Here is a 14,662-nt window from a genome sequence, read left to right as displayed (position 1 = left end):
ATTATATCGAATTTTTGATTTAATGGGCTTTTATTTGGAACCCGTACTTTCTATGCTGACGCATGACTTGTGAGAAAAACTAAATTTTTTTCTGCAGTGCGGGCTGAGAGTGTCATAAAAGTAGCAACAGTCGGCACTGAAGTACCGATTCCGAGCAGAGGGGTGTTGCTTTTCGGAACCCATCCTTCAGGGTGGGCTGAGAGTGTCATGAAAGTAGCAACAGTCGGCACTGAAGTACCGATTCCGAGATATTTTGTCGGAACCCATGCTTTAGCATAGAAAGTACGGGTTCCGAAAAAGCTTAGAACATATAGCCTAAACTAAAGTTCTTAGCACTGGTAGGTAGTTTTGAATTCGTATGCAGTCGGGCGACCTTCGTCCGGCCATACATCACGTTCAAATTTATAGTGCTGGTATGCTTCTATAAATTCAGATGTAAATACCGGCTTTAAGAATTCGTTGTCTGCAATAAGACCTTCTAATGCTTCACGAAGTGTGTGCGGCATTTGTGGAATGTTTTTTTCACGAATTTCATCAAGAGAAAGTTCAAACAGGTCTTCATCCATCGGACCGACAGGGATTGTAGCATGTTTGATACCGTCTAGTCCCGCCATCATCATTACAGCAAAAGCAAGGTAAGGACAAGATGAAGAGTCCGGGAATCTCATTTCAATACGTGTTGCTTTTTCACCTGCACCATACGGAATACGACAGGCAGCTGAGCGGTTTTGAGAAGAGTAAGTCAAAATGCTTGGTGCTTCAAACCCAGGAATAAGACGTTTGTATGAGTTTGTTGACGGGTTTGTAAATGCAGCAACTGCAGCAGCATGTTTGAAAATTCCGCCTGCATAATGAATTGCCATTTCACTTAGGTTTCCATAATTGCCTTCTTTATAGAAAAGGTTTTTGCCGTTTTTCCACAGTGACTGGTGAACATGCATTCCGTTTCCGTTGTCACCATATAATGGTTTTGGCATAAATGTAGCAGTTTTACCGTTGAGGTGCGCTATCATTTTTACAACATATTTGTATTTTTGAACATTGTCACCAGCAGTGATGATGTCACCGAAAACGATACCGATTTCCCCTTGACCCTGGGCAACTTCGTGGTGTCCAAGAACAACTTCAAGACCAACCTGCTCTAACACCTGCATCATTTCAGCACGCATGTCTACCATAGAATCTGTCGGTGCTACAGGGAAATAACCGCCCTTTGTTCCCGGTCTGTGACCCGTATTGTACATTTCGTCATATCCGGTGTTTGAATTCCATTCACCCTCTTCTGTGTCTACTTTGAATCCCATCTCATTGATGTTGTCAACAAATTTAACATCATCAAAGATAAAAAATTCATTTTCCGGACCAAAGTATGCAGCATCAGCTATTCCGATATCTTCGGCATATTTAAGTGCTTTTTTTGCGATTGAACGCGGACATCTTTCATATAATTCATTTTTGTAAATGTCATATACATCACAGATAAGAATCACAGTAGGATCGGCAGTAAAAGGATCAAGAAATGCAGTCGGAACATCTGCTTTTAAAAGCATGTCCGATTTGTTAATCGGTTGCCAGTTTTCGACAGAAGAACCGTCAAACGGGAAACCGTTTTCTAAATTTTCTGCATTTACTGCACTGTAACGGTATGTAAGGTGGTGCCATGAACCTTTAATATCACTAAATCTCAAATCTACAAATTGTACATCATTTTCATTACAAAATGTAAAGAACTCTTCTATGTTATTAACGAATTTTCCCATTAATTATCTCCTGAATTTTATCTGCATGTAGTATATCTTATTAAAACAAATTTATAACTTTGAGAATGATGAAAATATAATCAATTTCTCAGATTTGTTTCATATTGTGATAAAAATGAAAGTTTTTTAAATCAAAGAACTCACAGCAAGATGTTTTGGCTCATTTTTTGCAACTTTTTTTTGACAGGAGAGAATTGTATTTATACTCTCTTCACTTATGCATGATTTTTTCTCTGGAGTGATAAGCAAGGAGGCACTTGCTGTGAGAAGCGGAAATCTGCATGTTTGCTCTTTTCTGTTTTTGGAAATGATATAGCCATTCTCTTTATCTTTTTTATTATAAAATTCTTTTGCCGAGGAAGCAAATTTTTCCAAAATATTTTCTATCATTTTCATGTCAAAAGAGTTATGGGTAAAATCTTTATTCTCCCAGGCAACAAAAAAGTCATCACCTCCTATGTGGGCTTTGAAAACATCTTTTGGCAGTTCTTTTCTCATAATATCTGCAAAAAGCTGAATAATCCTGTCACCGTTTCGAAAACCGTGCACATCATTAAAGGCTTTGAAATTGTCGAGGTCAAAATAGCACAGAAGATAGGATGCTGAGGATTGGGATACTTTGTATATGTATTTTTCAATCATTGTGTTTCCGGGAAGTTTTGTAAGCGGATTTTGGTCTCTGGCCTGAATCATATTTTCCTGATGCATCATGTTGATAATTGCTTTTGCGGACAAAAATCCATAATAGCCTGAGTTTTTTGTAATAATAATGCCTGAAGATTCAGGATTGTTCGCAAAAAGTTCTATAAGGGTAGTGGTGTTGCTGTTGATATCTGCATGCCCGCAGGGGTGAAGCAGGTTTTCCAGTTTTGAGTTATTCTGTTCATTTAAGAGTAAAGACATGCCGTAGGGAGAGTAAAGAAACTCTTTGATGTCAGATTCAAGCAATATTCCCACAGGCTCATTTTGGGAATTTACAAGAGGAACAATGGGAACACTCTGATTCTTTTTAAAATACTCTATGACCAGATTCATTTTTGTTTTAAGTTTTAAAGGCTGAATTTTGTCTATATTGTTTTTCAGTAAAATATTTTTGTCACTTATCCGTCTGTCGAACTTTATAATGTCAATGATATTTGTGTATTGCTGATAAATTTTTTGTGTATTTTTTGTAGGTTTCTGAATAAGATAGCCCTGTGCCAAATGGCAGCCGATGTCTTTACATGTAAGGTACTCTTCTTTTGTCTCAACACCTTCGGCAATCACCTTAATGCCCAGTTGAATGGCAAGATGTGTGATGTTGCGAACCATAAGCTTTTTTTTCATATTGGTCGCAAGTCCCTGCAGAAAAATTTTCCATTTCCAAAACCCGGTTATCCAGATTATAAAAGAGCTTTATGTTCTTATAGCTTTGTATCTGTGTGTATTTTTTTAAAGCTTTTTCTCTCAGTGCCAAATCAAAAGAGTACAAAAGTTTCTCTTTATAAACAGCATCAAAGAGTGCAAAGATAGATTTAAATCCGACATCCTGAAAATTTCTCAACAGGGCTTCGACACCGTAGAGTGTTCCTGTATGGATATTGATGATAGGCTGAAAAGCCACATCAAGAATTTTAAGATTGTTTTTCCAGTGTTGGGTGAGTTCATTATTCATTATTTTAGATATCTCTTTTTTTGGGATTCTTTTATTTTTGAAATGTCGACGATTATAAAGCTGTCTATACAGTTGGAAAAATCACTGTCTATGTTGTAGGCGCAAAATTGTATGCCGCCTTTTTCACACAGATCGGCATACTGTTTGTAAAGCGTTGGAATATTTGTATTGATACTGCCAAGCGCTTTTTTGAGTGTTTTGAAATTCTCTTTGTATTCCGGTGCACTGAACTCTTTTTTAAGATTTGCCACGAGTGTTTCATCTGTTTTAAAGTTGTAGGGATTTTTTGCCCTGACAAGATTTTGTCTGTCTTGAAAGTTTTCATCATAAAAGTATAAAATCATATCTTTGGCTGTTTTGGCATAACTTTCACTCAGTGAAACTGGACCGTACATGTAACGGATATGCGAATTGTTTTTGAGATATGCACCTATGCCGTACCACAAATAATCAAGCGCCCGGGAACCCCAGTATTTTGGCTGGACAAAACTTCTGCCAAGTTCTATGGCATCAGGGAGGTAAGACAAAAATGCTTCGTTGTAATCAAAAAGTGTTGTTGTATAAAGGGCATCAACGCCAAAGTTTTTTATGATATCCGTACATTCGGCTATACGGTATGCTCCGACTATTTCAAGATCTTCCTCATCCCAGAGTATAATGTGTTTATAATATCTGTCATATTTGTCTATATCTCTTTTTTTGTTGATACCCTCTCCGACTTTGCGAAAGGAGAGCTCTCTGAGCCGTCCTATTTCATTGATGATAATAGAGTTGTTGTCATTGCTGCTGTAGAGATAAATTTTTTTTCCGTCTTTTGTCTCTCCGAGCAGTTGTGATGATTTTAACTCTTTTTTGAGATCCCGTCTGTCTTCGGGATGGGCAATTGCTTTTTGGGTTTCAAAATAGCTCTCATTTCTTTTGAGGGCATACAGATGTTTTTTATAGAGTTTGAGGAGTTTGTCCTTTTGTATCCCCTTTGGCGTGATGTTTTCATAAGGAATGAGTTCGCCTACAATCATCTCAATAGCTTTGTGTTTTTGTTTAAACATTTCGTGTGCAAGAAGCAGGGCTGCAAGTTTTTTGTTCAGCGCTGATACGGAGTAAAAGGTTTTGGAATTCTTCCCTCCTATAAATACGGGAAGTATAGGAGCATTGCCTTTTTTGGCAAATTTTAAAAAACCTTTGTGCCAAACCTTGTCTTTTATTCCTGTCGGAGTAGCCCGGCTTACTTCGCCGGAAGGAAAAATGATGACAGCCTCTTCTGCATCAAGTGCTGCATATACCTGTGTAACGGCTTCTTTTTTTTGCCGTGCTTTAAAATTGTTGACATTGATGAAAATATTTTTTATGGGAGTGATGACTTCTAAAAAATCATTTGCAACAACTTTTATATCTTTTCTGACATTACTGACAAGTTTGATAAGTGCGAGTGCATCCAAAGAACCAAGCGGATGATTGGCAATAATGACAACGCGTCCGGAGGAAGGAATGTTTTGAAGATCCTTGTCGGAGACGGAAAAATCAAAGTTGAGGTATTGCAATGCTTCGTCAATAAACTCAAAACTGCCCAAATGCCTGTTCTTTTTGATAAATTCATTGATTTGTTTCTCATGGACTACAGAATCTGCAAATTTTGAAATTGCACCTTTGATCACCCTGGAGTTTTTAAGTTTGGGGTATTTTTTTATAATCATTTTTTCAACATCAATCATACATACTCTTTTTTGTATTGCGTTGAAAAATTATAGTAAAGAGAGGTTACACAGAGATTACATTTTTCCTTATATATAATTCAAGATAATTCTGTATACTTAATTTAGTGGAAAATATTGAAAAGGGATGCTCATGCCTGAATATGCAAAACAGATAAGGATTTTGTATGTAGAAGATGAAGATGACGTGCGCGAAGGCTATGCCCGTGCACTCAAACGGATAAGCAAAAAATTATATACAGCCAACAACGGTATTGTCGGACTCGAATGTTTTAAAAAGTATCAGCCTGATATTGTTGTAAGCGATATTAAAATGCCTAAAATGAACGGTCTTGATATGATTCGGGCCATAAAAGAGATGGACGAGGATGCAAAGGTTATATTTACAACAGCACACAGTGAAAGTGCCTATCTGCTGGAAGCGATAGAGTTGCAGGTGGAGGGGTATCTGCTTAAACCTGTGCAAAAAAAATCCTTAACCGCTTTGATAGAAAAACTTGCCAAAAATATCATTATTGAAAAAGAGTATGAAGAACAGAGAGAAATTCTGCAGTATATTATAGATTCTGAAAACAGTATGTCTGTTATTGCAAATATTGAACATGTCAGTTTTGCCTCAAAATCTTTTTTGAAATACTTTGGAGTAGAGAGTGTAGAAGAATTTAATGAAAAATTTCATTCTATTATTAACATTTTTTCAAATGAAGAGGACAGTATCACTACGAAAAATATACAGGCTTTCCTGGAAAAAGGCAACAGTCTGTATGATTTTATAAACTCTTTGAATGAGACACAGAGAATTACAACGATTGTAAACACCAAACATGAGAAAAAATCATTTTTGGTCAATATTTCCAGGATTAATGAAACACAGTTTCTGATGAACTTTACAGATGTAACTGAAATAGAAAAACAAAGAGAAGCCATTACAAAAAAAGCCAACCATGATATGCTTACAGGACTCTATAACAGAAACAAGTTTGAAGAGATTTTTGCGTATGAGCTTTCTCAGGTCAAAAGATATGGCTATCCCCTCTCTTTGGCTATAGCAGATATAGACCATTTTAAACTTTTTAATGACAGATACGGACACCTGGTTGGGGATGAAATTTTGAAACTTGTCGCCAATACACTGACTTCGTGTACCCGAAGTGCCGATACTATAGCAAGATGGGGCGGAGAAGAGTTTGTTATGCTTTTGCCGCAAACAGCACTTAATGACGCACAGCTGCTTCTTGAAAAATGCAGAAAAAAATTTGAAGAACTTCATGCTCAGGAATATGGAAAGATTACACTGAGCTTTGGTGTCACTGCTTATAAAAAAGGGGATACGCTCAAATCAATGCTCCAAAGAGCGGATGAAGCTTTATACAGTGCAAAAGAGAAAGGAAGAAACCGGGTGGTAAGTAAAAAATGAAACAGAAAATAAAATTTTTACTTTTATTTTTACTTTTGTTTGTGGTAAGCCAGTACCTGAACAACTATCATAAAAACCACTTAATTCAAAGAGAGCTCTCTTCGGTTCTCAGGCATTTGAAAATAAATTATGAAATAGTAAATGAGACAGACAAGGCAGATGCAGCCTCTTTAAATGCCTTTGTGTCTAATGATGCAACGGTTTTGCGTATATTGCAGGAGGCTTTACATGTAACGGAGGCAAAAAGAGAGTTTCTGCGTAAAGAATTGTATCAACATTTGAAAAAGCAATACAGCGAAATTCGAAAACGTGGTGTTTTACAAATGCAGTTTGTACTCCCCGACAATGTCTCTTTTTTACGCATGCACAAACCGGACAGATACGGGGATGATTTAACAGGTATTCGCTATACTTTTGAGTATGTCAATAAAACACATAAAGCGATTGCAGGGTTTGAGCAGGGGCGTATTGCGCATGGTTTTCGTAATGTTTTTCCTTTGTTTGACGGGGGAAAGTATATCTGTGCCTATGAAATATCTTTTTCCTCAGAATCTTTTCAAAACAGACTTGCCAAAGTAAACAGACTCTACACACATTTTTTGGTCAATAAAAAAGTATTTGATGTGAAATGGTATAAAGACAAAGAATTTTTAGCACACTATAAAACAAGTATAGAATCAGATGACTACATGTTTGTTTATACAAAAGGGGTTCGACCACAGTATCTGCAGTATTTGAAAGAAAATATTATTCAAAAACATCAGCAGGAGATAAAAGAAAATATGCAAAAATGCAAGGCTTTTTCTTTGTATCAAAAAACAGGAAAAAGTGTCGAAGTTGTCTCTTTTTTACCTGTTAAAAATGTAAAATCAAAGCAGACAGTAGCCTATCTTGTGTTATATGCAGATAATTCAAATATCCAGTCTATTTTGTACAATTTTAAGCTCATCAGTCTGATTTTGCTTTTAGGCTTGTTTTTGCTTGTGTATCTTTTTTATCTACAGTTTATTCGAAAAAAAGCACTCAAAGAAACAGCTCAGGAACAACAAAAACTCCTGGAACTTTTTGACAAGGGAGATATTGCTCTTTTTAGATGGCAAAATGATATTCACTGGAGTGTCGAATATGTCTCAAACAATGTTGCCTCTTTGACAGGATACACAAAAGAGGCGTTTGTAAACGGTGAAATCGAATATCCTGATTTGATAGATGCAGAGGATTTGCAAAACGCCCTCCATGAACTTACAGAAGCATTTGAAAAGAATTTAGATATTTTAAAACATCAGCCATATCAAATCACGACAAAAGACAAAACAAAAAAATGGGTAGAACAGACAACGCTTTTTATTCGTGATAAAAAAGGGAGAATAACGCACTTTTTAGGCTATTTGATAGATGTCAGCAAAAGACAGAAACTTGAGACACAACTGCAACAGCTCAATGAACACCTCAAAGAAGAGATAGAAAAACGTACAAACGAGATACTGCAAAAAGACAAAATGCTCCAGGAACAGGCAAAGCTGGCTGCGATGGGGGAGATGGTCGGAGCCATAGCGCATCAGTGGAGACAACCGCTGAATTCACTCAATATCAATATTCAAAATCTTGATGATGATTATGAGGAGGGTTTAATTGACAAAGAGTTTATAGATGAATTTATTGACAAACAGACACAGACAATAAACTTTATGAGTCAAACCATAGATGATTTTAGAAACTTTTTCAGAGTTGATAAAGTCAAACAGGATTTTTGGGTAAAACAAAGCATTGAAAACACTCTTTCTTTGGTAAATGCACAGTTAAAAAGTCACAATATTGAAATATCACTGCATGGAGAGGATTTTATGCTTCATGGGCTTGAAGGTGAGTTTCAGCAGGTTATTCTCAATATTATATCCAATGCAAAAGATGCCATTGTCCACAACCGTAAAGAGTATGGAAAAATAGACATTATATTGAAAAACAAAAAGATAATTATCACAGATAACGGAGGCGGAATACCGGAGGAAATTATAAAAAGAGTGTTTGAACCCTACTTTACAACAAAAGAGCAGGGCATGGGTACAGGTGTAGGACTCTATATGTCAAAGATAATAATTGAACAAAACATGGGCGGACATTTACATGCAAGCAATACAAAAGAGGGAGCCGAGTTTATCATCGACTTTACGCAGGAGAGTTAAAAGACAATAGTAAAACTGGAGCCTTCATTCAGTTTGCTTCTGATGACAAGTTTAAAGTTGTGCAGCTGAATGATATTGTTCACGAGAAAGAGTCCCAGACCCAAAGAGTTGTTCCATCGATTCGAGTGGACTCTGTAAAATTTGTTTGTAATGTTTTGCAAATCTTTTTCAGAAATACCTATTCCTGTATCAATAACTTCGAGTGAATTTTGACTGATATTGACTATGACTTCATCTTCGGAATATTTAAAAGCATTTTCTATCAGGTTTGTAATGACAATGCCAAAAAGTGTCGGATCAATCTCTATGGCCAGGGTTTTGTCTCCATTGACAATAATTTTTTTGTTTTTATAATGCAGTCCCAGGTTTTGTGCTGTTTCTTGTACCAGATTATATAAATTTACTTTGCGTGTATTTAAAGCCTGGTGCCCGCCATCAAGTTTCATGGAGAGTCTGAGGGTATCTATAAGCTCACTGAGTTTTGTACCGTTTGTATAGATTTTTGTAAGAAATTTCTTTCGTATACTCGGGTTGATGTTTTCATCATCAAGAAGTGTCTGTGAGTAGCCGTTTACAACCGCGATAGGGTTTTTAAACTCATGGGATATCGCAGAAATAATATCATCTTTTTGTTCATTGAGTTTTTGGAGTTTTTGCGTATATTTTGTTTTTTGTTTCTCTTTTTTGACAAGAATCTGTGAAACTTTTGTAAGCAGGTTTGTTATATGGGAAAATTCCTGGGAAAAGTCAGATTTTATATAGGTATCTTTTTTCTTTTTTGTCAAAGATTTTAAAAAGTCCACTATTCTTTTTGTTTCATGTTGAATCTGTATATTTATTCTGTAGGACATGTAAAGAACGATAAGAAAAAAGAGCAGTAAAACAAAGGCTATTTTAATGCCAAGGTTGATGATTTCACTGCGGACACCTTTGATTTCACGTGCAACCCGTACATAGAGAACTCTGCCGTCAATGGTGTATTTTTTTGCCACATACTGCAGATCTTTGTCAAGAGTATGTGAGTGGCGTATGGTGTAGCCGTGTTTTTCCCTGTTTGCCTGTACAATTTCGTCTCTGTATTTATGGTTGTCCATAGTATGTTTGTCTTTGTCAGATTCCGCCAGGATATTGCCCTCTTCATCTATAATTGTTAGGCGCAAATGGAGCTGTTTTTTTACCTTTTTTGCAAGTGCATCAAGGTCTGTGTCTTTGTTGATAGTGAAAGAGACAAGCTCAGTGGCTTGCATAAGTGCTTCTTTTGAAGAGTGAAGATAAAATTCATATACCCAATAGTAGACTATAGCACTCACTATTAAAAAGAGTGCTAAAAAGAGTGCTAAAAACTTCTCTAATACTATTCGGGAAATTTTTTTCATTTAATTGTGGATGTTTCCACCGATCTTGATATATACCAGCAGGTTTGCCACGCTGATTGCCCTGCTGGCGATTTTTTCACTTTTTCGAAGTGCTCTGAGCATCTTGTGATATTTTTCAAAGGTACTCGAGCCTTCGGCCTGTTCTACAAGCTTTCGTTCTATCATTTCATACAGGTCATCAACTTTGTTTTCCTCGATAAGTACCTCTTCATACATCTCCTGAAGTTCATCCATGTCATCAACATTGATCATTCTTACTGTTGTTGTAATGGCTTTGACCGTCGAGGTCTGCATCAGGCTTGCATATTCGTTAATCTCTTTGACGTCAAGGTCTTTGCATACATCAGTAAATCCCCGTATGAAACTTCTTGTATTGGAGCATGCGCGTGAGAGTTCATTGCTTATTTTAAAGTAGGCAACAACCTGTCGCAGGTCTCTTGCTTCTGGTGTATACAGAGCAAGGACTTTAATGATTGCATTGTCAATTTCATCCGCTTTTGCCGTAATGTTTTTGATGCTGTTTCTTGCATCATTAAAGGTTTTTTCATCGCAGTTTTGTAATGCCTGGAGAATGAGTGTATTGGCAGTTACAAGATTTTCTCCGATATGTGTAAGTTTTTTTCTTATTTCATCGAGGCTTGTTCTAAATGTAGGTAACATTTTTGACTCCTTTGTTTTTTATAATTTATCCGAATCTACCTGTGATATAGTCTTCTGTTTTTTTCTCTTTAGGATTTAAAAAGATGTTTTCTGTTTTGTCAAATTCTATCAAATCTCCAAGGTACATAAATGCAGTATAGTCACTGATACGCGAAGCCTGCTGCATATTGTGTGTCACAATTGCAATGCTGACATCTTTTTTCAGTTCCACCAGCAGTTCTTCAATGGCACTTGTTGAGATGGGGTCAAGGGCGGAGGTCGGTTCATCAAAAAGAATGACTTCGGGTTTGACTGCTACTGCGCGGGCAATGCAGAGTCTCTGTTGCTGTCCGCCTGAGAGTCCCATTGCAGACTTGTTGAGCCTGTCATGGACTTCTTTCCATAATGCACTGCCCTTGAGTGCTGTCTCTACGCGGTCGGCAAGTTCACTTTTGTTTTTGATGCCTGCAATTTTCAATCCGTAGGCAACATTGTCAAAAATACTCATAGGAAAAGGTGTCGGTTTTTGAAAAATCATACCGACTTTTTGGCGGAGTTCTATAAATTCATTCTCTTTTTTAATTTCAAGAATATTTTGATATTTTCCGGTTGCTTCATTAAGTAACTCAATCTTTCCGTCATATTTATTACCGGGATACAGGTCATGTATACGGTTCATAGAGCGTAAAAGTGTTGATTTTCCGCAACCGCTCGGACCGATAAGAGCAGTAATTTTATTTTTCTCTATGGATAGATTTATATTTTTTAAAGAGGGCTCGTCGGCCCCAGGATAGGTAAAAGAGAATTTTTTAATATTCATTACAGGCATAATTTTTGTTTCCTTAGTTATTTGTGTTTGTTTCTTGTGATAAATCGACCCAGCAGGTTGATAACTAAAACCATCATTGTCAGTATAAATGAAGCAGCCCAGGCAAGATCACGACTCGACTCTTCAGGTTCATTGGCAAGATTATAAATACTGACAGTCAAAGAGGGAAAACTCTGTGTGAGATCGAGACTGAAATAGTTGCTTGTTTCACTTGTAAAGAGCAGCGGTGCCGTTTCACCGGCAATTCTTGCAAATGCCAAAAGAATACCTGTCATGATTCCCACTTTTGCGGCTTTTATAACGATGTCCAGGATAACACGGTATTTTGATGCACCAAGGGCAATACCTGCTTCTCGTAACTCCTTGGGAACAAGAGAGAGCATAGAGTCTGTTGTGTTGATGATGATAGGAACCATCATAATGGTAAGCGCTAAAATACCGGCAAATCCGTTGGCTCCTCCATAAGGGGCAACGGCTATGGCATAGACAAAGGCTCCGATTACAATAGAAGGTGCGGACATCATGATGTCACTCAAATCCCGAATCAGTTCCGGATATTTTCCTCTTCCGTATTCGCGTATATAAATACCTGCAAGCATTCCCAGCGGTATTCCTATAGCACCTGCCAAAGAGGCAAGAACAAGCTGCCCCACCAAAAGATTTCTGAGTCCCCCGTCAACAAGGTCATTGAGAAAGAGGCTTAAATGAAGCGAAGAGAGTCCTTTGATAAAAAGGACGGCAAGAATCCATCCTAAAAAACCAATGCCTATAAGTGCAGAAGTTACCGAAAGTGCCAAAAAGATTTTGTTTAGCAGAAGTCTCATAATTTAGCCTTTTTCAAAAAGTAAAATTTGGCAACTGAAATGATGATAAAACTCATAACAAAAAGGATAAGCCCGAGGTAAAAGAGTGCACTTTCTCCCAGTCCGCTGGCTTCGCCAAAGTTTACAGCCATAGCAACAGGAATGGAGATGGTAGGGTCAGTAATCTTTTCAGGCAGTGAATAGACTGCTCCAATCAAAAATGCAACAGCCATAGTCTCTCCCAAGGCGCGTCCGAGTGCCAAGATGATAGAGCCTATAATACCAACCTTTGAGTAGGGAAATATAATATCTTTGACCACTTCAAATTTTGTGGCACCAAGCGCATAGGCAGACTCTTTGAGTACATCAGGGGTTGTATTCATACTGTCACGGGTGATGGCTGCCATAAAGGGAAGAATCATAATGCCAAGAACAAGTCCGGCGGTCAGCAAAGAGACCTGATAGCCGCCAAAGGTATCGGAGATAATGGGGGCAAAATAGTAGAGCCCCCACATACCAAAAATGATACTCGGAATTGCCGCCAAAAGTTCAATGGCCATACCGACAAACTTGGAGATGTTTTTTGAAGCGATTTCAGCCAGAAAAACAGCAATACCCATAGCAATAGGCAGTGCAAAAGAGAGGGCAATAAGCGTAGAAAGAATTGTTCCGACTATCGGAACAAGTCCGCCATAAAGTGTTTTTGTCTGAGACTCTTCATCTTCATCAAGAATCATATCATCTTCATCCTCGATGGCATTTTCATCTGCGATGTTTACAGCAGTGTTTATTGTGCCGGCAGCACTCTCCACAGGAACCTCTTTGTTCCATGTCGGATCAACAAGAAAATGGAGTCCAAACTCTTCAATGGCGGGCTTTGCAGCGCTAAAGAGAGTGATAAATATGCCAATAAGTATAACGAGCACAAGAGAAGCACTTGATAAAGAGAGCTTTTGAAATATTTTTTCCATATAAGAAAACCCTAGAGTAAATTTATTTTGATATTATATTGTAATTTCATTACAAAGAGATTACATTAAGGAAAGAAATTTATGCTACACAAAAAGTGTAACATAAAATAAGGAGAGAGTGAAATTTGAAATTTGTTTTTTTTTGAAGAAAGAGATTATCTAATCCCTTTTTCTTCCCAGTATTTTCTGATTTTGTCTGTAAGTGCGTCCGGTAATGGAACAAAACCTAAACTTTTTGCAATTTCTTGACCGTTTTTGTATGACCAGTCAAAAAATGCTGTTACTTTTTTATCCATTTCAGGTTTTTCAGCAGGCACCAGGATAAATGTAGCAGCTACGATAGGATAAGAGTCGGCACCTTTGGGATCGGCAATAATAGAGTAAAAATCTTTTTTGGGATCCAGGTTTGCTTTTGCAGCAGCTGTCTGAAATGCTTTTAATTCAGGTTTGATATAGTGCCCTTCTCTGTTTTCAACCGAAGCCATTACAATGCCGTTTTTCTGTGCATCCGCATAGTCGATGTATCCGACAGAGTAGGGAGTCTGTTTGATAAGACTTGCCACACCTGTATTTTTGTTTCCACCGATATGTTGATTGCCAGGCCAGTTCAAAGATTTTTTTGCACCATATGTATGTCGCCACTCTTTGGATACTTTGCTTAAAAAATATGTGTAGTTGAATGTTGTTCCCGACCCGTCTGCACGGTGAACAAATGTTACTTTTTCATGTGGCAGTTTCAATCCTGCGTTTGCAGCAGTGATCAACTTGTTGTCCCAGTATTTTATTTTCCCTTCAGAGATTGCAACGATTGCACTTCTGCTGAGTTTCAACTCAGAAACACCCGGAAGATTATAGCCCATTGTGATTGCACCGACAACACCCGGAAACTGATAAAGGTTGTTTTTCTTAAGTGTTTTAGGTGACAATGGTTTGTCTGTTCCCGCAAAATCAACCTGTCTTGCTTTTGCATCTTTGATCCCTTTTGAAGAACCTTTTGAAATATAGTCAACTTTGATACCAGTAGCTTTATAGTAGGCTTTTGTCCATTTTTGATATACCGAATATGGAAAAGAAGCACCACTTCCTTTGAGTACATCATTTGCACTGAGTCCGCCTGTAAGAACTGAAGCTACAAGAGCTAACTTGATTACTTTTGTCATCTGTTACACCTTTTTAATTTTAGTTATGAAAGTATAGACTTTTTTTATTACACTAAGGTTACAAAATGGCAAAAACTTTGTGACAAACCTCAAGAGTATTGTCACTTGAATTGTTTTGTATCATTTACAATTATAGTATAGGGTTGTTGCCTGTTGCC

13 protein-coding genes are annotated in these 14,662 nt (G+C 37.4%); 3 read left to right on the top strand and 10 right to left on the bottom strand.

Annotated elements, in window-relative coordinates; all coding sequences use genetic code 11:
• Window positions 1-69 precede the first annotated feature (69 nt).
• Complete coding sequence (locus MLC35_RS10020; protein WP_434636831.1) at window positions 70-279, top strand: hypothetical protein; 210 nt, start codon at window positions 70-72, stop codon at window positions 277-279.
• Between the two features lie 50 nt (window positions 280-329).
• Here MLC35_RS10020 and glnA read toward each other — a convergent pair whose 3' ends face one another.
• From glnA to MLC35_RS10000, 4 genes are all read right to left on the bottom strand, one after another.
• A complete protein-coding gene (gene glnA / locus MLC35_RS10015) occupies window positions 330-1,760 on the bottom strand; it encodes a type I glutamate--ammonia ligase (RefSeq protein WP_434636828.1) in 1,431 nt (476 codons plus the stop codon).
• Between the two features lie 126 nt (window positions 1,761-1,886).
• Entirely contained in the window at window positions 1,887-3,086 is a 1,200-nt protein-coding gene (locus MLC35_RS10010; RefSeq protein ID WP_434636825.1) for a diguanylate cyclase domain-containing protein, read from the bottom strand.
• Window positions 3,028-3,414, bottom strand: coding sequence for an EAL domain-containing protein (locus MLC35_RS10005; RefSeq protein ID WP_434636823.1), 387 nt, complete (start codon window positions 3,412-3,414; stop codon window positions 3,028-3,030). The genes MLC35_RS10010 and MLC35_RS10005 overlap by 59 nt, the downstream gene beginning before the upstream one ends.
• Window positions 3,414-5,126 carry a lysophospholipid acyltransferase family protein gene (locus MLC35_RS10000; protein WP_434636821.1) on the bottom strand — a complete coding sequence of 571 codons (1,713 nt, stop codon included), beginning with the start codon at window positions 5,124-5,126 and terminating at the stop codon, window positions 3,414-3,416. The genes MLC35_RS10005 and MLC35_RS10000 overlap by 1 nt, the downstream gene beginning before the upstream one ends.
• 133 nt (window positions 5,127-5,259) lie before the next feature.
• On the opposite strand from MLC35_RS10000, the gene MLC35_RS09995 reads away from it, so the two are divergent.
• Both MLC35_RS09995 and MLC35_RS09990 read left to right on the top strand, forming a co-directional pair.
• Complete coding sequence (locus tag MLC35_RS09995; protein ID WP_434636818.1) at window positions 5,260-6,543, top strand: diguanylate cyclase domain-containing protein; 1,284 nt, start codon at window positions 5,260-5,262, stop codon at window positions 6,541-6,543.
• A complete protein-coding gene (locus tag MLC35_RS09990) occupies window positions 6,540-8,726 on the top strand; it encodes a sensor histidine kinase (protein ID WP_434636816.1) in 2,187 nt (728 codons plus the stop codon). Before MLC35_RS09995 ends, MLC35_RS09990 begins: the two co-directional genes overlap by 4 nt.
• On the opposite strand, the gene MLC35_RS09985 is transcribed toward MLC35_RS09990, so the two are convergent.
• The 6 genes from MLC35_RS09985 to pstS form a co-directional block, all read right to left on the bottom strand.
• Entirely contained in the window at window positions 8,723-10,102 is a 1,380-nt protein-coding gene (locus MLC35_RS09985; protein ID WP_434636814.1) for an ATP-binding protein, read from the bottom strand. The two genes, MLC35_RS09990 and MLC35_RS09985, sit on opposite strands and share 4 nt — an antisense overlap.
• On the bottom strand, window positions 10,103-10,762 hold the full coding sequence (locus tag MLC35_RS09980) for a phosphate signaling complex PhoU family protein (protein WP_151899519.1): 660 nt from the start codon (window positions 10,760-10,762) through the stop codon (window positions 10,103-10,105).
• 25 nt (window positions 10,763-10,787) lie between these two features.
• A complete protein-coding gene (gene pstB, locus MLC35_RS09975) occupies window positions 10,788-11,570 on the bottom strand; it encodes a phosphate ABC transporter ATP-binding protein PstB (protein ID WP_434580364.1) in 783 nt (260 codons plus the stop codon).
• Between the two features lie 17 nt (window positions 11,571-11,587).
• Window positions 11,588-12,394, bottom strand: coding sequence for a phosphate ABC transporter permease PstA (gene pstA / locus MLC35_RS09970; protein ID WP_151899521.1), 807 nt, complete (start codon window positions 12,392-12,394; stop codon window positions 11,588-11,590).
• The gene (gene pstC, locus MLC35_RS09965) at window positions 12,391-13,344 is read right to left on the bottom strand and encodes a phosphate ABC transporter permease subunit PstC (RefSeq protein ID WP_151899522.1); all 954 of its coding nucleotides are present in this window, start codon (window positions 13,342-13,344) and stop codon (window positions 12,391-12,393) included. Before pstC ends, pstA begins: the two co-directional genes overlap by 4 nt.
• 155 nt (window positions 13,345-13,499) lie before the next feature.
• Window positions 13,500-14,504: a phosphate ABC transporter substrate-binding protein PstS gene (pstS, locus tag MLC35_RS09960; protein ID WP_346389637.1), complete on the bottom strand. Its 1,005-nt coding sequence runs from the start codon at window positions 14,502-14,504 to the stop codon at window positions 13,500-13,502.
• Between the last annotated feature and the right edge of the window lie 158 nt (window positions 14,505-14,662).

The sequence above is a fragment of the Sulfurimonas sp. NW7 genome (assembly GCF_051132265.1).
In the GTDB taxonomy this organism is placed as follows: Bacteria; Campylobacterota; Campylobacteria; order Campylobacterales; family Sulfurimonadaceae; genus Sulfurimonas; species Sulfurimonas hydrogeniphila.
Note: the sequence above shows the minus strand (reverse complement) of the source record. Positions and strands in the feature narration are given on the sequence as shown.

Bases quoted from the DNA above. Each gene is read 5' to 3' on its own strand.
- glnA (WP_434636828.1), bottom strand. From the start codon at position 1,760: ATGGGAAAATTCGTTAATAACATAGAAGAGTTCTTTACATTTTGTAAT.
- MLC35_RS10010 (WP_434636825.1), bottom strand. From the start codon at position 3,086: ATGAAAAAAAAGCTTATGGTTCGCAACATCACACATCTTGCCATTCAA.
- MLC35_RS10005 (WP_434636823.1), bottom strand. From the start codon at position 3,414: ATGAATAATGAACTCACCCAACACTGGAAAAACAATCTTAAAATTCTT.
- MLC35_RS10000 (WP_434636821.1), bottom strand. From the start codon at position 5,126: ATGATTGATGTTGAAAAAATGATTATAAAAAAATACCCCAAACTTAAA.
- MLC35_RS09995 (WP_434636818.1), top strand. From the start codon at position 5,260: ATGCCTGAATATGCAAAACAGATAAGGATTTTGTATGTAGAAGATGAA.
- MLC35_RS09990 (WP_434636816.1), top strand. From the start codon at position 6,540: ATGAAACAGAAAATAAAATTTTTACTTTTATTTTTACTTTTGTTTGTG.
- MLC35_RS09985 (WP_434636814.1), bottom strand. From the start codon at position 10,102: ATGAAAAAAATTTCCCGAATAGTATTAGAGAAGTTTTTAGCACTCTTT.
- MLC35_RS09980 (WP_151899519.1), bottom strand. From the start codon at position 10,762: ATGTTACCTACATTTAGAACAAGCCTCGATGAAATAAGAAAAAAACTT.
- pstB (WP_434580364.1), bottom strand. From the start codon at position 11,570: ATGCCTGTAATGAATATTAAAAAATTCTCTTTTACCTATCCTGGGGCC.
- pstA (WP_151899521.1), bottom strand. From the start codon at position 12,394: ATGAGACTTCTGCTAAACAAAATCTTTTTGGCACTTTCGGTAACTTCT.
- pstC (WP_151899522.1), bottom strand. From the start codon at position 13,344: ATGGAAAAAATATTTCAAAAGCTCTCTTTATCAAGTGCTTCTCTTGTG.
- pstS (WP_346389637.1), bottom strand. From the start codon at position 14,504: ATGACAAAAGTAATCAAGTTAGCTCTTGTAGCTTCAGTTCTTACAGGC.